Source organism: Kosakonia sp. N21, assembly GCF_050587465.1.
Lineage (GTDB): Bacteria > Pseudomonadota > Gammaproteobacteria > Enterobacterales > Enterobacteriaceae.
Map to the genome: position 1 here is coordinate 127301 of NZ_JBOBHR010000007.1, position 16599 is coordinate 143899.

13 protein-coding genes are annotated in these 16599 nt (G+C 52.1%); 9 read left to right on the forward strand and 4 right to left on the reverse strand.

Going from position 1 to position 16599, the window contains the following annotated elements; genetic code table 11:
- Nucleotides 1–39: 39 nt before the first annotated feature.
- Together serS and ACQ3G7_RS17785 are read left to right on the forward strand one after the other, a co-directional pair.
- Nucleotides 40–1332: a serine--tRNA ligase gene (gene serS / locus ACQ3G7_RS17780; protein ID WP_430890824.1), complete on the forward strand. Its 1293-nt coding sequence runs from the start codon at nucleotides 40–42 to the stop codon at nucleotides 1330–1332.
- Nucleotides 1333–1630: 298 nt separating this feature from the next.
- Nucleotides 1631–2779 carry an MFS transporter gene (locus ACQ3G7_RS17785; protein WP_430890826.1) on the forward strand — a complete coding sequence of 383 codons (1149 nt, stop codon included), beginning with the start codon at nucleotides 1631–1633 and terminating at the stop codon, nucleotides 2777–2779.
- A gap of 58 nt (nucleotides 2780–2837) precedes the next feature.
- On the opposite strand, the gene pflA is transcribed toward ACQ3G7_RS17785, so the two are convergent.
- The 4 genes from pflA to ycaO all read right to left on the reverse strand — a co-directional run bounded on the left by pflA (nucleotide 2838) and on the right by ycaO (nucleotide 9129).
- Nucleotides 2838–3578, reverse strand: a complete 741-nt coding sequence (pflA, locus tag ACQ3G7_RS17790) for a pyruvate formate lyase 1-activating protein (RefSeq protein ID WP_061494671.1) — start codon at nucleotides 3576–3578, stop codon at nucleotides 2838–2840.
- A gap of 193 nt (nucleotides 3579–3771) precedes the next feature.
- Nucleotides 3772–6054: a formate C-acetyltransferase gene (pflB, locus tag ACQ3G7_RS17795; protein WP_430890828.1), complete on the reverse strand. Its 2283-nt coding sequence runs from the start codon at nucleotides 6052–6054 to the stop codon at nucleotides 3772–3774.
- A 51-nt stretch (nucleotides 6055–6105) separates the two neighbouring features.
- Nucleotides 6106–6963, reverse strand: a complete 858-nt coding sequence (gene focA / locus ACQ3G7_RS17800) for a formate transporter FocA (RefSeq protein ID WP_430890830.1) — start codon at nucleotides 6961–6963, stop codon at nucleotides 6106–6108.
- A gap of 405 nt (nucleotides 6964–7368) precedes the next feature.
- Nucleotides 7369–9129 carry a 30S ribosomal protein S12 methylthiotransferase accessory factor YcaO gene (gene ycaO / locus ACQ3G7_RS17805; protein WP_430890832.1) on the reverse strand — a complete coding sequence of 587 codons (1761 nt, stop codon included), beginning with the start codon at nucleotides 9127–9129 and terminating at the stop codon, nucleotides 7369–7371.
- 138 nt (nucleotides 9130–9267) lie between these two features.
- Here ycaO and ACQ3G7_RS17810 point away from each other — a divergent pair, with 138 nt between their 5' ends.
- The 7 genes from ACQ3G7_RS17810 to ihfB all read left to right on the forward strand — a co-directional run bounded on the left by ACQ3G7_RS17810 (nucleotide 9268) and on the right by ihfB (nucleotide 16571).
- Nucleotides 9268–9960, forward strand: a complete 693-nt coding sequence (locus ACQ3G7_RS17810) for a DUF421 domain-containing protein (protein ID WP_430890834.1) — start codon at nucleotides 9268–9270, stop codon at nucleotides 9958–9960.
- 162 nt (nucleotides 9961–10122) lie between these two features.
- The gene (serC, locus tag ACQ3G7_RS17815) at nucleotides 10123–11208 is read left to right on the forward strand and encodes a 3-phosphoserine/phosphohydroxythreonine transaminase (protein WP_430890836.1); all 1086 of its coding nucleotides are present in this window, start codon (nucleotides 10123–10125) and stop codon (nucleotides 11206–11208) included.
- A gap of 74 nt (nucleotides 11209–11282) precedes the next feature.
- Nucleotides 11283–12566 carry a 3-phosphoshikimate 1-carboxyvinyltransferase gene (aroA, locus tag ACQ3G7_RS17820; protein WP_430890838.1) on the forward strand — a complete coding sequence of 428 codons (1284 nt, stop codon included), beginning with the start codon at nucleotides 11283–11285 and terminating at the stop codon, nucleotides 12564–12566.
- 138 nt (nucleotides 12567–12704) lie between these two features.
- On the forward strand, nucleotides 12705–13469 hold the full coding sequence (gene loiP / locus ACQ3G7_RS17825; protein WP_263097288.1) for a metalloprotease LoiP: 765 nt from the start codon (nucleotides 12705–12707) through the stop codon (nucleotides 13467–13469).
- 171 nt (nucleotides 13470–13640) lie between these two features.
- Nucleotides 13641–14324: a (d)CMP kinase gene (cmk, locus tag ACQ3G7_RS17830; RefSeq protein WP_061494677.1), complete on the forward strand. Its 684-nt coding sequence runs from the start codon at nucleotides 13641–13643 to the stop codon at nucleotides 14322–14324.
- Nucleotides 14325–14437: 113 nt separating this feature from the next.
- On the forward strand, nucleotides 14438–16111 hold the full coding sequence (rpsA, locus tag ACQ3G7_RS17835; protein ID WP_017456188.1) for a 30S ribosomal protein S1: 1674 nt from the start codon (nucleotides 14438–14440) through the stop codon (nucleotides 16109–16111).
- A 175-nt stretch (nucleotides 16112–16286) separates the two neighbouring features.
- Nucleotides 16287–16571, forward strand: coding sequence for an integration host factor subunit beta (ihfB, locus tag ACQ3G7_RS17840; protein WP_007374142.1), 285 nt, complete (start codon nucleotides 16287–16289; stop codon nucleotides 16569–16571).
- The last annotated feature ends 28 nt before the right edge of the window (nucleotides 16572–16599 follow it).

Here is a 16599-nt window from a genome sequence, read left to right on the forward strand (position 1 = left end):
GCTCTCTTTTTATTTCAATTCGATAAGCACAGGAAAAGCATGCTCGATCCCAATCTGCTGCGTACCGAGCCAGACGCAGTCGCTGAAAAACTGGCACGCCGGGGCTTTAAGCTGGATGTAGATAAATTACGCGCGCTTGAAGAGCGTCGTAAAGTCCTTCAGGTCAAGACAGAAAACCTGCAGGCAGAGCGTAACTCACGATCGAAATCCATTGGCCAGGCGAAGGCACGCGGGGAAGATATCGAGCCATTACGCCTGGAAGTGAACAAGCTGGGTGAAGAGCTGGATGCTGCAAAAGCGGAGCTGGACACCCTGCTGAGCGATATCCGTAATATTGCGCTGACTATCCCGAACATCCCTGATGATTGCGTTCCTGCGGGCCGTGATGAGAACGACAACGTTGAAATCAGCCGTTGGGGCACACCGCGTCAGTTCGATTTTGAGATCCGCGATCATGTTACGCTGGGCGAAATGCACAACGGTCTGGACTTTGCCGCTGCGGTAAAACTGACCGGTGCCCGTTTTGTGGTGATGAAAGGGCAGATTGCCCGCATGCACCGCGCTCTGGCGCAGTTCATGATCGACCTGCACACCGAAGAACATGGTTACGCGGAAAACTATGTGCCGTACATGGTGAACCAGGACACGCTGTACGGTACGGGTCAGTTGCCAAAATTCGCTGGCGATCTGTTCCATACCCGTCCGCTGGAAGAAGAAGCGGACAGCAGCAACTATGCGCTGATCCCGACCGCTGAAGTGCCGCTGACCAACCTCGTGCGCGACGAAATCATCGACGAAGATGATCTGCCGATCAAAATGACCGCACACACGCCGTGCTTCCGTTCTGAAGCCGGTTCTTACGGTCGTGATACCCGTGGGCTGATCCGTATGCACCAGTTCGACAAAGTTGAGATGGTGCAGATTGTCCGCCCGGAAGACTCCATGGCGGCGCTGGAAGAGATGACCGGTCACGCAGAGAAAGTGCTGCAGTTGCTGGGTCTTCCATACCGTAAAATTCTGCTGTGCACCGGTGATATGGGCTTTGGTGCCTGCAAAACCTACGATCTTGAAGTCTGGGTGCCGGCGCAGAACACCTACCGTGAAATCTCTTCCTGCTCCAACGTGTGGGACTTCCAGGCCCGCCGCATGCAGGCGCGCTGCCGCAGCAAGTCGGACAAGAAAACCCGTCTGGTGCACACGCTGAACGGTTCCGGCCTGGCTGTTGGCCGTACGCTGGTTGCGGTGCTGGAAAACTACCAGCAGGCTGATGGACGTATCGAAGTCCCGGAAGTGCTGCGTCCGTACATGAAAGGCCTTGAGTTTATCGGCTAATCGCTGTTACCGACGTTCCTGAAAAGCGCCTGCGGGCGCTTTTTTACTGCCTTTTTTCAGCGACTTCAGCTGAAAAATCACCATGAATTTTTTCGACTGACAATTCCGCCTTATTCCTGGAATAGTCTTTCATAATCAACCGACTGAAACGGTTTTTTATCATGTAATCACGACACTGGATAAGTTTTATCAATCGTCGTGGTGCAAAACGTGTCTGCCCTGAAAAACAGCGGATTGACAATGTTTTTGCCAGTGGCATGATGCGCACGACTTCTGAACTTCCTCACGGTTTTTATCCATGTCCACCTATACCCGGCCAGTGCTGTTATTGCTCTGTGGCCTGATGCTGTTGACGCTGGCGATTGCAACGCTGAATACGCTTGTACCGCTTTGGCTTGCCCATGAAGATCTGCCTACCTGGCAGGTGGGGATGGTGGGCTCCTCATACTTCACCGGTAACCTGTTGGGTACGCTGCTGACGGGGCGTTTGATCCGCCGTCTGGGGTTTAACCGTAGCTATTACATTGCGTCGCTGATCTTTGCCGCCGGGTGTATCGGGCTGGGGCTGATGGTGGGCTTCTGGAGCTGGATGGCCTGGCGTTTTATCGCCGGTGTGGGCTGCGCGATGATTTGGGTGGTGGTTGAAAGCGGGCTGATGTGCAGCGGCACGTCACGCAACCGCGGTCGACTGCTGGCGGCATATATGATGGTTTACTACGTGGGTACAGTGCTGGGTCAGGTGATGGTCAGCAAATTGCCGACGGAACTGATGAGTGTGCTGCCCTGGACCACCGGGCTGGTGCTGGCAGCAATTTTGCCTCTGTTGTTCACCCGTATTGTGAATCAACACAATGAAGAGCAGGGTGCCACGTCGGTATGGCCGATGTTACGCCTGCGGCAGGCGCGCCTGGGCGTAAATGGCTGCATTATCTCCGGGATTATCCTTGGATCGCTGTACGGCCTGATGCCGCTCTATCTTTCGCATCAGGGGATTAGCGATTCAGGGATCGGCTTCTGGATGGCATTACTGGTCAGCGCCGGTATTGTCGGGCAGTGGCCTGTTGGCCGCCTGGCGGATCGTTTTGGCCGTTTGCTGGTGCTGCGCGTGCAGGTGTTTGTGGTGATCGTTGGCTGTTTCGCCATGTTAAGCAATGCGGCAATGGCTCCCGCGCTGTTTGTGCTCGGCACGGCGGGTTTTACGCTCTATCCTGTGGCAATGGCCTGGGCCTGCGAAAAAGTCGAACACCACCAACTGGTCGCAATGAATCAGGCGTTGCTGCTGAGCTATACCATTGGCAGCCTGCTTGGCCCGACGCTGACCGCGATGCTGATGCAGAGTTATTCAGACAGCCTGTTGTTCATCATGATCGCGGGTGTGTCGTTTATCTATCTGGTAATGCTGATGCGCAAAGCGGGCCATCATCCGACGCCGGTGGCGCATGCCTGATTGGCAGCGATAAAAAAGCCGCGACACAACGTTGCGGCTTTTTTGGCGTTAATCGCGATCAGTACATCACTTTGTGGCCGTACTGCTCCAGTATGCCTTTGACGCGTTCCATGGTCTCTTTCTTCGGCGGCTTCACGCCGTCCAGCTTGTACTCTTCACCCATCGCCACCCATTTATGTTTACCCAGTTCGTGATAGGGCAGCAGTTCGATTTTCTCAACATTGCCCATATCGCGGGTAAACTCGCCCAGGCGGTGGGCGGAGTCATCATCATCAGACCAGCCTGGCACCACGACGTAACGGATCCACACGTTGATATTTTTCTTCGACAGATATTGTGCGAACTCGAGCGTACGATGGTTAGAGACGCCAACCAGGTTCTGATGGATCTCATCGTTCATTTGCTTCAGGTCGAGCATCACCAGGTCGGTCACTTCCAGCAGTTCGTCAATCACCGGATCGTAACGGCGAACAAAGCCATTGGTGTCCAGGCAAGTATGAATGCCTTCTTTCTTGCAGGCGCGGAACCAGTCACGGACAAATTCCGCCTGCAGGATGGCTTCGCCGCCGGATGCGGTTACGCCGCCTCCGGACGCATTCATAAAGTGACGGTAGGTAACAACATCGCTCATCAGATCCTCAACGGTGATTTCTTTCCCACCGTGCGTATCCCAGGTATCGCGATTATGGCAGTAGAGGCAGCGCATCAGGCAGCCCTGGAAGAAGGTAATAAAGCGGATGCCCGGGCCGTCGACCGTGCCGCAGGATTCAAAGGAGTGAATGCGACCAATAACTGACATTGCGGTGTTTCTCCAGATATGGCCCATCCGGGGCCTGTGTCTGCGCAGTTTGATTCCTTCTGCGCTAAGTCTGTTTTGGCAGGCATCCAGTGAGCAGAGATGGCTGGCAAAGCATACTTCAGGTGTTAAAAAGGCCCCACTTGCGTGGAGCCTTCAGTATACGCTTTTTACTTCGCGATTTCAGTCAATACCATTACATGGTCTGAGTGAAAGTACGGGTAATAACGTCCTGCTGCTGTTCTTTCGTCAGGGAGTTAAAACGTACTGCGTAACCAGACACACGGATGGTCAACTGCGGATATTTTTCCGGGTTTTCCATCGCGTCGAGCAGCATTTCGCGGTTCATCACGTTCACGTTCAGGTGCTGACCACCTTCGATGGACGCTTCATGGTGGAAATAACCATCCATCAGGCCAGCCAGGTTGGTTTTACGCACTTCGTCGTCTTTACCCAGCGCATTCGGAACGATAGAGAAGGTGTAAGAGATACCATCTTTAGCGTAAGCAAACGGCAGTTTAGCAACGGAAGTCAGAGAGGCGACAGCACCTTTCTGGTCACGGCCGTGCATCGGGTTAGCACCCGGTCCGAACGGCGCGCCTGCACGACGACCGTCTGGGGTATTACCGGTTTTCTTACCATACACAACGTTAGAGGTGATGGTCAGAACAGACTGAGTCGGGATAGCGTTGCGGTAAGTGGTCAGTTTCTGAATTTTCTTCATGAAACGTTCAACCAGGTCAACAGCCATGTCATCAACGCGAGCGTCGTTGTTACCAAACTGCGGGTATTCACCTTCGATTTCGAAGTCGACAGCCAGACCGTTTTCATCACGAATCGGTTTAACTTTCGCGTATTTGATAGCAGACAGGGAGTCAGCTGCTACAGACAGACCAGCGATACCACAAGCCATGGTACGGATAACGTCGCGATCGTGCAGCGCCATCAGAGAAGCTTCGTAGCTGTATTTGTCATGCATGTAGTGGATAACGTTCAGCGCAGTGACATACTGTTTAGCCAGCCAGTCCATGAAGTGATCCATACGATCCATGACTTCATCAAACTTCAGCACGTCGCCTTTGATTGGTTCAGTTTTCGGACCAACCTGCATTTTCAGTTTTTCATCAACGCCGCCGTTGATTGCATACAGCATGGTTTTCGCCAGGTTAGCACGAGCACCAAAGAACTGCATTTGTTTACCCACAATCATCGGGCTCACGCAGCAAGCAATTGCGTAGTCATCGTTGTTGAAGTCCGGACGCATCAGATCGTCGTTCTCATATTGCAGAGAAGAGGTGTCGATGGAGACTTTAGCAGCGAATTTTTTGAAGTTCAGCGGCAGTTTTTCAGACCACAGAACAGTGATGTTCGGCTCCGGAGACGGCCCCATGGTGTACAGGGTGTTCAGGAAACGGAAGCTGTTTTTGGAAACCAGAGTACGGCCGTCAACGCCCATACCGCCGATAGATTCAGTTGCCCAAATCGGGTCGCCAGAGAACAGTTCATCATACTCAGGGGTACGCAGGAAGCGAACCATACGCAGTTTCATGACCAGGTGGTCAATCATTTCCTGAGCGTCTTGTTCAGTGATTTTGCCTGCTTTCAGGTCACGTTCGATGTACACGTCCAGGAAGGTGGATACGCGACCGAAGGACATTGCAGCGCCGTTCTGAGACTTAACAGCGGCCAGGTAGCCGAAGTAGGTCCACTGGATAGCTTCCTGAGCGTTGGTCGCCGGAGCAGAGATATCGCAACCGTATTTAGCGGCCATCTCTTTGATCTGACCCAGTGCGCGATGCTGTTCAGCGATCTCTTCACGCAGACGGATAGTCGCTTCCAGGTTTACGCCGTTTTCCATGTCAGACTGCAGGGACAGGAACTGGGCATATTTGTCTTTCAGCAGGAAGTCGATACCGTACAGCGCAATGCGACGGTAGTCACCGATGATACGACCACGGCCGTAGGCATCCGGCAGACCGGTCAGAACGCCAGATTTACGGCAGTTCAGGATGTCTTTGGTGTAAACATCGAATACGCCCTGGTTATGGGTTTTGCGGTATTCGGTGAAGATTTTTTTCAGAGCAGGGTCCAGCTCGCGGTTGTACGCTTTGCAAGAACCTTCAACCATTTTGATCCCGCCAAACGGGATGATGGCGCGTTTCAGCGGAGCTTCAGTTTGCAGACCAACGATTTTCTCCAGCGCTTTGTTGATGTAGCCAGCATCGTGAGAAGTGATGGTAGAGGCAACGGAGGTGTCGAAATCAACTGGCGCATGGGTGCGGTTTTCCAGTTTAACGCCTTCCATTACTTTGTCCCACAGCTTGGTGGTCGCATCAGTTGCGCCAGCCAGGAAGGACTCGTCGCCTTCGTACGGGGTGTAGTTTTTCTGGATAAAGTCGCGTACGTTTACTGCATTCTGCCAATCGCCTTTCGCAAAACCTTCCCAGGCTGTGGCTAATTTTTCATTAAGCTCGGACATGTAACACCTACCTTCTTAAGTGGATTTTTTATTTACTGCCTGAAACAACCATTAATGATGATCGTTGCCACGCAGGTAAATGACCCAGTATGTCAACCCGACTAATAACCCTCCACCTATGATATTCCCGATTGTTACAGGGATCAGGTTATCGGTGATGAAATTCGCAATAGTCAGATGAGAAAAACTTTCCGGGCTGGAACCAACTGCGGTCCAGAACTCCGGGCTCGCAAAGTTGCGGATTACGATACCCATCGGGATCATAAACATGTTTGCAATGCTGTGCTCAAAACCGCTGGCGACAAACATCGCAACCGGCAGCAACATAATCATCGCTTTATCCATCAGGCTGCGGCCGGAATAACTCATCCACACGGCCAGACAGACCATCAGGTTCGCCAGAATACCCAGCGCAACCGCTTCAACAAATGTATGGTGCAGCTTGTGGTCGGCAGTTTGCAGGACGTTCAGGCCCCAACCGCCATTGGCGACCATATACTCGCCAGACAACCACATTAACAGCACAAACAGCAGTGCACCCACCAGGTTACCGACATAGACGTTCACCCAGTTACGGGCCAGTTGCCCCCAGGTGATGCGCCCACTGGCTTTCGCCACCACAATCAGTACGGTGGATGTAAAAAGATCGGCACCGCAGATGATGCAAAGGATCAACCCCAGTGAGAAGCAGATACCACCAATCAGTTTAGCAATACCGAACGGTATCGTCGCTGTACCGGTGGTAGCAGTGATATAGAAAACAAAAGCAATGGAGATAAACACACCTGCGGTGATCGCCAGGTAGAAAGTCTTAAGCGGATGTTTAGTCGCTTTATAGACACCAGCTTCTTCGGCAACTTTCGCCATCTCTGCTGGAAGAATAAGATCAAAAGGGTTGTCAGCTTTCACACTAACTCTCTCTTTATTAAGTCGGCGACGAGATACTAACAAAGCATTATAGAAGAGAATTTGATATGGATCATATCTCGCCTGGCTTATAGGACCGCAAAGCGCGTGGTTTTTCTACGAATGCGGAGTAACTTGTTGATTATCAAAATAAAAATAAAGTTTAAAAGTTGCAAAAAGAGTTGAATTTTTTTATGACGCCTCCCAAAAAACAGTTAATTAAAATGGAGTAATTGCCATAAGAAGTAACAATGTTAGATTGGAAGGATATTAATATTTACCCATATTTAACCTAAATATTACAACTGGCCATCATTGCCAAAAAATAAATAAAACGGAGCAATGAAATTGCCCCGTAATATAGCGTAGACCCGTCATTAAGCCTACAGATTGTCGCACTACTTGTCGTTATTTCGACCAGAACGCTGTTTTCGCGCGTTGTAATTTTTCGTAAGCCGCTAACAAAGCCTGGTGCGCCGGGAAAGCCTTCAGCGTACCGTCAGCAGGTTGCAGGTCATAAAACGGCGCTTCACCGCTCAGCGCCGCACTGGCGGCTTCTACAGCTTGCGCACCGTACATGCGCACAAACGCGTTCAGGTATTGCAGCGGTTGCCGCTCCTCTTCCTGAGCCAGCAATAACAAGGTTTGCAGGCAACGGTAATAGTTTGCTCGCTCAGCACTGAAGATGGAGGCGTTAAATTCCATCGTCCATTCGGTCCAGGCCAGTGCCTGATCCAGATCGCCGCCAGCCAGCGCCAGCATTGCTTTCAGCTCGCCAATACGCAGGGTGTACCAGCCATTATCTTTCCCGGTAGCCAGGCCCAGCAGTTCGCGCACACGGGTAAAGTCGTCATGGCCTTCATCATCCAGTTGCGCGATAAGATTGAGGTAATCTTCTTTATCCCACTCACTGCCAGGCAGGGAGAGGATAGTGTCGCGCAGATGGCTGCCCATGGTGTTGTTGGCCAGCCACAGATCTTCCGCCGGGTAGATATCCGACATGCCCGGCACCAGGATACGGCAGGCGTAAACCCCCAGATGCTCGTAGTCAGCGATGTACACTTCTTTATCTTCCGCCTTGAAGATGGCCATCAGGGTGGCGAACTCTTCTTCAGTGGTGCCGGCGAAGCTCCAGTCAACGAACGGATAATCCGCATCCTGTTTAAACAGATCCCATGAAATAAGGCCGCTGGAGTCGATAAAGTGGGTTTCGAGGTTGGCGTGCTCAGCCACTTCTTCATCATCAAAGGTCGGTGGGGTGAACACATCGAGATCTTTCAGGCCACGGCCTTGCAGAAGTTCGGTAACGGTACGCTCCAGCGCGACGCCGAAATCAGGATGCGCGCCAAAAGAGGCAAAGCAGGTGCCGTTGGCCGGGTTAAACAGCACTACGCAGATTACCGGGTATTTACCGCCGAGCGAGCCGTCATAAGCGAAAATCGGGAAGCCTTCCGCTTCCAGTTTTGCAATGGCTTCAACAACGCCCGGGTAGCGTGCCAGCACCTCTTGCGGGATTTCCGGCAGGCTAATGCTCTCCGCAATAATGCGGTTTTTAATATGACGCTCAAACACTTCCGACAACCCCTGAACACGGGCTTCATTACGCGTGTTGCCGGCTGACATACCGTTAGACACATACAGGTTGCCAACGATATTCATGGGAATATAGACCGTCTGCTCATCGGACTGGCGGGTAAACGGCAGGGCGCAGATCCCGCGATCATCGTTACCGGATTGCAAATCAACCAGCATGCCTGCGGCCAGTGCATTTTCCGGATCGTAGTAGGCGCGCAGGCGCGCATCGAGAATACCTTCCGGCAGGCTGTCATCTTCCGGCAGCGGGAACCATTTTTCATTAGGATAATGAACGAACGGCCCCTGCGCGATGGTGTCGCCGAGCCAAAAGTCTGCAAAGAAGTAGTTTGTGGACAGACGTTCGAAATACTCGCCCAGCGCAGAGGCCAGCGCCGCTTTTTTGGTGGCGCCTTTGCCGTTGGTGAAACACAGCGCGCACTCTTTATCGCGAATATGCACAGACCAGACGTTGGGTACCGGGTTCAGCCAGGAGGCCTCTTCAATGTTAAAACCGAGATCGGTGAGCTTTTGCTGAAAGCGAGCGATGGAGTCTTCCAGCGCGGCATCTTTGCCGGGAATAAATGTTTGAGTCATGACGGTCACTTTTTTCGTACGTAAAGCGCGCAATGATACGGGTTTTACGTGACTGACGCTATCTTCCCCATTAGTCCGGTGAAAATAAAACTTCTGACTATGCTTATGGAAAGTAACTGACTGTACAGGCATGAAAAAATGAAAGCGTTCGACCTGCACCGGATGGCGCTCGACAAGGTACCCCTTGATTTTCTGTGGGAAGTCGCGCTGCGTAGCCTCTATACCTTTGTTTTAGTCTTCTTATTTCTCAAAATCACCGGTCGGCGCGGCGTACGGCAGATGTCGTTATTTGAAGTCCTCATCATTCTGACGCTGGGTTCCGCTGCGGGTGATGTGGCCTTCTACGACGATGTACCCATGCTGCCCGTACTCGTGGTGTTTATTACGCTGGGCATGCTCTACCGCCTGGTGATGTGGTTGATGTCGCACAGTGAAAAACTGGAAGATTTGCTGGAAGGCAAACCGGTAGTGATCGTCAAAGACGGCGAGCTGGCATGGGAGAAATTACACGAGGAGAACCTGACCGAATTTGAATTCTTTATGGAATTACGTACCAACGGTGTTGACCAGTTAGGGCAGGTCCGCCTGGCAATTATGGAAACGAATGGGCAACTTAGCGTGTACTACTTTACCGATGAAGAGGTTAAACCCGGCCTGTGTATTCTGCCGGAAGGCTGTAGCGAACGCTTTAAAAAGGCCCCTGAAGAGGGAGACTATGTTTGCGTGCGCTGCAGCAAAATTGTCCCGCTTCGGGCGGGTGAAGAGAAAATCTGCCCGCGCTGTGCAAATCCGGAATGGTCGAAGGCCAGTCGGGCAATTCGCGTCACATAACAGGGTTTTTATCGGGTCTCCGTAAGCAATGCAAAACAATCTGCTATGTGATTTGGCGCACAACTTCCCTCCCGCGCCTATTACCCGTTGCGGCGCGTGGCGCTGAATGATAAAACCGATGTCACAGGAATAACTTATTGCTTTATAGCGTGGTGAGGGGAAATGACTCAGGTCTTCAATTTTAGTTCTGGCCCGGCAGTGTTACCGGCGGATGTGCTCAAACAGGCGCAACAGGAACTGTGCGACTGGCAAGGGCTTGGTACATCGGTGATGGAAATTAGCCACCGTGGTAAAGAGTTTATCCATGTGGCGGAAGAAGCAGAAAAGGATTTTCGCGACCTGCTGAACATCCCCTCCAACTATAAGGTTCTGTTCTGTCACGGCGGTGGCCGCGGTCAGTTTGCCGGCGTTCCCCTGAACCTGCTGGGTGAGAAAACCACTGCGGATTATGTGGATGCTGGTTACTGGGCGGCAAGCGCAGTAAAAGAAGCGAAAAAATACTGCGTACCGAGCGTGATCGACGCGAAAATCACTGTTGATGGTTTGCGTGCGGTAAAACCGATGCGCGACTGGCAACTGAGCGCTAACGCTGCTTACCTGCATTACTGCCCGAACGAAACGATTGACGGTATCGCCATTGACGAAACGCCGGATTTTGGCGACGTCGTTGTCGCTGCGGATTTCTCCTCAACGATTCTGTCGCGCCAGATTGATGTTAGCCGTTTCGGCGTGATCTACGCTGGCGCGCAGAAAAACATCGGCCCGGCAGGGTTGACGCTGGTGATTGTACGTGAAGATCTGCTGGGTAACGCGCACGCGTCCTGCCCGTCCATTCTTGATTATACCGTGCTGAACGAAAACGACTCCATGTTCAACACGCCGCCGACTTTTGCCTGGTATCTCTCAGGTCTGGTGTTTAAATGGCTGAAAAAACAGGGCGGCGTAGCTGCAATGGATAAAATCAATCAGCAAAAAGCTGACCTGCTTTATGGCGTGATTGATAACAGTGACTTCTACCGTAACGATGTTGCAAAAGCGAACCGTTCCCGCATGAATGTGCCTTTCCAGCTGGCAGACAGTGCGCTGGATAAAGTCTTCCTCGAAGAGTCAATCGCCGCGGGTTTGCACGCGCTGAAAGGCCACCGCGTTGTGGGAGGCATGCGTGCTTCTATTTATAACGCGATGCCTCTGGCGGGTGTTCAGGCGCTGACTGATTTTATGGTCGATTTCGAACGTCGCCACGGTTAATCATCGACCTGTTTTAACGTACCCCCGTAGTTGAACTGCGGGGGTTTTATTCTGTTTGTTGAGAGTGAAGTTTCATGGAATCCCTGACGTTACAACCCATCGCGCGGGTGGATGGCACCATCAATCTGCCTGGTTCAAAGAGTGTCTCAAACCGCGCTTTGTTGCTTGCTGCATTCGCCCATGGCACGACCGTTCTGACTAACCTGCTGGACAGTGACGATGTGCGCCATATGCTGAATGCCCTCAGCGCGCTGGGAGTTCATTACACTTTATCCGCCGATCGCACCCGTTGCGAAGTGACCGGTGTCGGCGGTCCGCTGCATTCTGCGGAAAAGCTTGAATTGTTCCTTGGCAACGCCGGAACTGCCATGCGCCCGCTGGCGGCAGCGCTGTGCCTTGGGAACAATGAGTTAGTGCTGACCGGCGAACCGCGCATGAAAGAGCGTCCAATCGGCCATCTGGTCGATGCCTTGCGTCAGGGCGGCGCGCAGATTGATTATCTTGAGCAGGAAAATTATCCTCCGCTGCGCCTGCGCGGTGGTTTTACCGGCGGTGATGTGAGTGTTGACGGCAGCGTTTCCAGCCAGTTCTTAACCGCACTGCTGATGACTGCGCCGCTGGCTCCACAAGATACGATCATCACCATTAAAGGCGATTTGGTTTCCAAACCCTATATCGACATCACATTGCATCTGATGAAGACCTTCGGTGTTGACGTTGAAAACCAGCAGTACCAGCGTTTTGTGGTGCGTGGTGGACAGCGCTATCAGTCACCGGGTCACTACCTGGTGGAAGGGGATGCCTCATCTGCCTCTTATTTCCTCGCCGCGGCGGCAATAAAAGGCGGCACGGTTAAAGTAACCGGCATTGGCCGTAACAGCGTGCAGGGTGATATCCGCTTTGCCGATGTGCTGGAAAAAATGGGCGCGACGATTGTCTGGGGTGATGATTACATTGCCTGTACGCATGGTGAGCTGAACGCTATCGACATGGATATGAACCATATTCCGGATGCGGCAATGACCATTGCCACGACGGCGCTGTTTGCTAACGGGACGACGACGTTGCGCAACATCTATAACTGGCGTGTGAAAGAGACAGACCGTTTGTTTGCGATGGCAACAGAGCTGCGTAAAGTGGGTGCCGAAGTCGAAGAGGGCGAAGACTATATTCGCGTTACGCCGCCAGCAAAATTGCAGTTTGCGGAAATTGGCACCTATAACGACCACCGTATGGCGATGTGCTTCTCGCTGGTGGCGCTGTCGGATACGCCCGTTACGATCCTCGACCCGAAATGCACAGCGAAAACTTTCCCGGACTACTTCGAACAGTTAGCCCGCATTAGTACCCCTGCCTGATAACATTTATCAGCCCTGCGCAGGCATCGCAGGGCTGACTTACCCGCTATTGTTGAGGGTGTCGACAACCTTCTGCTCCATGTTACTATCTGCCCGGGAATATTCCCGATGATTCAATTAGATAAACATGGACTGTCTATGAAAAAAACAATGATTTTCAGCTGCCTGATGGCGGCAACTCTGGTCTCTGGTTGTAAAAACATGGGTGGTATCAACGCAGAAGCGTTAACCAAATCCGGTATGTCAGCATACAAAGCGGCAACGCTCAGCGATGCCGACGTGAAGGCGCTCTCAGAGAAGTCTTGCGCGGAGATGGATAAACAGAACACCCTTGCCCCGGCATCCAGTACCTATGCGAAGCGTCTCGACAAAATTGCAAAAGCGCTGGGTAACAATATCGATGGCACGCCAGTAACCTATAAAGTTTATATGACGAAAGAGGTTAACGCGTGGGCAATGGCGAACGGTTGCATTCGCGTGTACAGCGGTCTCATGGATATGATGACGGATAATGAAGTCGAAGCTGTACTGGGTCATGAAATGGGGCACGTTGCCCTGGGTCATAGCCGCAAAGCAATGCAGACGGCGTATGCGACACTGGCTGCCCGTGATGCCATCTCCGCCAGCAGTGCGGCAGGTGCACAACTCTCCCAGTCCCAGCTCGGCGACCTGGCTGAGAATATGGTGAATTCCGCATTCTCCCGCACTCAGGAATCCGCCGCGGACGATTTCTCTTACGATTTGCTGAAAAAACGTAACATCAGCCGTCAGGGATTAGTCACCAGTTTTGAGAAACTGGCGAAGCTGGATGCGGGTTCGGAGAAATCGATGTTTGATTCCCATCCGCCGTCAACTGAGCGCGCGCAGCATATCCGCGAGCGCATTGCCGCAGATAAAAAGTAACGTCATTTCTGTCTGTGCCGGGCTGATGTAAATCAGCCCGCTTCCCGCACAATTCTTCTACACTCAGCTCCATATATTCCGTTATTCGCACGCGGGAGTAACGATCGTGCGCATTGCCGCGTATAATGCGCGGCGTTTATGTAACGGTATGCCCTGATTAAGGAGATAAAGATGACGGCAATTGCCCCGGTAATTACCATTGATGGGCCGAGCGGTGCGGGAAAAGGCACCCTTTGCAAGGCAATGGCGGAAGCGTTGCAATGGCATCTGTTGGACTCTGGCGCCATTTATCGTGTGCTGGCGTTGGCCGCGCTACATCACCATGTTGATGTGACCTCCGAAGAGGTGCTGGTTCCTCTGGCGGCGCATCTGGATGTGCGTTTTGTCTCGACCAACGGCAATCTGGAAGTGATTCTGGAAGGCGAAGATGTGAGTGGTGAAATTCGCACTCAGGACGTGGCGAATGCGGCATCGCAAGTGGCGGCTTTCCCGCGCGTGCGCGAGGCGTTATTACGTCGCCAGCGCGCGTTTCGCGAAGCGCCGGGCCTGATCGCGGACGGGCGTGATATGGGCACCGTTGTTTTCCCCGATGCGCCAGTGAAAATTTTCCTTGACGCCTCCTCTGAAGAGCGTGCGCACCGCCGTATGCTGCAGTTGCAGGAGAAGGGCTTTAGTGTTAACTTTGAACGCCTTTTGGCCGAGATCAAAGAACGTGACGATCGCGATCGTAATCGCCCTGTTGCGCCGTTAGTGCCTGCTGCCGATGCTTTAGTACTGGATTCAACCCGTTTAAGTATTGAGCAAGTGATTGAGAAAGCGCTACAATATGCTCGCCAAAAATTGGCCCTCGCATAATTGCGACCGAATTTGCAGTACCCCCGTTGCAATGGAATGACAGCGGGTATGTTAAACAACCCCATCCGGCACGGAGCCAGGTGGACGTTAAATATGAAACCTGAAGATTAAACATGACTGAATCTTTTGCTCAACTGTTTGAAGAATCCTTAAAAGAAATCGAAACCCGCCCGGGTTCCATCGTTCGTGGTGTTGTTGTTGCTATCGACAAAGATGTAGTACTGGTTGACGCCGGTCTGAAATCTGAGTCCGCCATTCCGGCTGAGCAGTTCAAAAACGCCCAGGGCGAGCTGGAAATCCAGGTTGGTGACGAAGTTGACGTTGCTCTGGATGCAGTAGAAGACGGCTTCGGTGAAACCCTGCTGTCCCGTGAAAAAGCTAAACGTCACGAAGCTTGGATCACGCTGGAAAAAGCTTACGAAGACGCTGAAACTGTTACCGGTGTTATCAACGGCAAAGTTAAAGGTGGCTTCACTGTTGAGCTGAACGGTATTCGTGCGTTCCTGCCAGGTTCTCTGGTAGACGTTCGTCCGGTCCGTGACACTCTGCACCTGGAAGGCAAAGAGCTTGAATTCAAAGTAATCAAGCTTGACCAGAAGCGTAACAACGTTGTTGTTTCCCGTCGTGCGGTTATCGAATCCGAGAACAGCGCAGAACGCGATCAGCTGCTGGAAAACCTGCAGGAAGGCATGGAAGTTAAAGGTATCGTTAAGAACCTCACTGACTACGGTGCATTCGTTGATCTGGGCGGCGTAGACGGCCTGCTGCACATCACTGATATGGCATGGAAACGCGTTAAGCATCCGAGCGAAATCGTAAACGTTGGCGACGAAATCACTGTTAAAGTGCTGAAATTCGACCGCGAACGTACTCGTGTATCTCTGGGCCTGAAACAGCTGGGCGAAGATCCGTGGGTAGCTATCGCTAAACGTTACCCGGAAGGCACCAAGCTGACTGGTCGCGTTACCAACCTGACCGACTACGGCTGCTTCGTTGAAATCGAAGAAGGCGTTGAAGGCCTGGTTCACGTTTCCGAAATGGATTGGACCAACAAAAACATCCACCCGTCCAAAGTTGTTAACGTTGGCGACGTAGTGGAAGTGATGGTTCTGGATATCGACGAAGAACGTCGTCGTATCTCCCTGGGCCTGAAACAGTGCAAATCCAACCCGTGGCAGCAGTTCGCTGAAACCCACAACAAGGGCGACCGCGTTGAAGGTAAAATCAAGTCTATCACTGACTTCGGTATCTTCATCGGCCTGGACGGCGGTATCGACGGCCTGGTTCACCTGTCTGACATCTCCTGGAACGTTGCAGGCGAAGAAGCAGTTCGTGAATACAAAAAAGGCGACGAAATCGCAGCCGTTGTTCTGCAGGTTGACGCAGAGCGTGAGCGTATCTCTCTGGGCGTTAAACAGCTCGCAGAAGATCCGTTCAACAACTACGTTGCACTGAACAAGAAAGGCGCAATCGTAAACGGTAAAGTCACTGCAGTTGACGCTAAAGGCGCAACCGTAGAACTGGCTGACGGCGTTGAAGGTTACCTGCGCGCTTCTGAAGCTTCCCGTGACCGCGTTGAAGACGCAACTCTGGTTCTGAATGTTGGCGACGATGTTGAAGCTAAATTCACCGGCGTTGACCGTAAGAACCGCGTAGTTAGCCTGTCTGTTCGTGCGAAAGACGAAGCTGATGAGAAAGATGCAATCGCTTCTGTTAACAACAAACAGGAAGAAGGCAACTTCTCTAACGCTATGGCTGAAGCTTTCAAAGCAGCGAAAGGCGAGTAAGTTACTCCCAACTTTGCGGACTGTAGTGACGAAGTTAACGCACTGCAGTTCGCAGGATGACGAGTCACTTGACAGATTGCAGGATTCGTCCTGTAATCAATGACAAAGGGCGGCTACGGCCGCCCTTGTTAAAGCTATTAAGCGAATTTTTGCCTTGAAGGAAACCGGAGGAATCATGACCAAGTCAGAATTGATCGAAAGACTTGCAAGCCAGCAATCGCATATCCCGGCAAAAGCCGTGGAAGATGCCGTAAAAGAGATGCTGGAGCATATGGCCTCTACTCTTGCCCAGGGTGAGCGCATTGAGATCCGCGGTTTCGGCAGTTTTTCTCTGCACTATCGTGCACCTCGCACCGGGCGTAACCCCAAAACAGGCGACAAAGTGGATCTGGAAGGAAAATATGTTCCCCACTTTAAACCGGGTAAAGAATTACGCGACCGCGCCAATATTTATGAATAAGGTTTAGCGAAACGCTAAAACTTAAACA

Excerpts from the sequence above, each read along its gene's own strand:
- serS (WP_430890824.1), top strand. The coding sequence starts at position 40 with ATGCTCGATCCCAATCTGCTGCGTACCGAGCCAGACGCAGTCGCTGAA.
- ACQ3G7_RS17785 (WP_430890826.1), top strand. The coding sequence starts at position 1,631 with ATGTCCACCTATACCCGGCCAGTGCTGTTATTGCTCTGTGGCCTGATG.
- pflA (WP_061494671.1), bottom strand. The coding sequence starts at position 3,578 with ATGTCAGTTATTGGTCGCATTCACTCCTTTGAATCCTGCGGCACGGTC.
- pflB (WP_430890828.1), bottom strand. The coding sequence starts at position 6,054 with ATGTCCGAGCTTAATGAAAAATTAGCCACAGCCTGGGAAGGTTTTGCG.
- ycaO (WP_430890832.1), bottom strand. The coding sequence starts at position 9,129 with ATGACTCAAACATTTATTCCCGGCAAAGATGCCGCGCTGGAAGACTCC.
- ACQ3G7_RS17810 (WP_430890834.1), top strand. The coding sequence starts at position 9,268 with ATGAAAGCGTTCGACCTGCACCGGATGGCGCTCGACAAGGTACCCCTT.
- serC (WP_430890836.1), top strand. The coding sequence starts at position 10,123 with ATGACTCAGGTCTTCAATTTTAGTTCTGGCCCGGCAGTGTTACCGGCG.
- aroA (WP_430890838.1), top strand. The coding sequence starts at position 11,283 with ATGGAATCCCTGACGTTACAACCCATCGCGCGGGTGGATGGCACCATC.
- loiP (WP_263097288.1), top strand. The coding sequence starts at position 12,705 with ATGAAAAAAACAATGATTTTCAGCTGCCTGATGGCGGCAACTCTGGTC.
- cmk (WP_061494677.1), top strand. The coding sequence starts at position 13,641 with ATGACGGCAATTGCCCCGGTAATTACCATTGATGGGCCGAGCGGTGCG.
- rpsA (WP_017456188.1), top strand. The coding sequence starts at position 14,438 with ATGACTGAATCTTTTGCTCAACTGTTTGAAGAATCCTTAAAAGAAATC.
- ihfB (WP_007374142.1), top strand. The coding sequence starts at position 16,287 with ATGACCAAGTCAGAATTGATCGAAAGACTTGCAAGCCAGCAATCGCAT.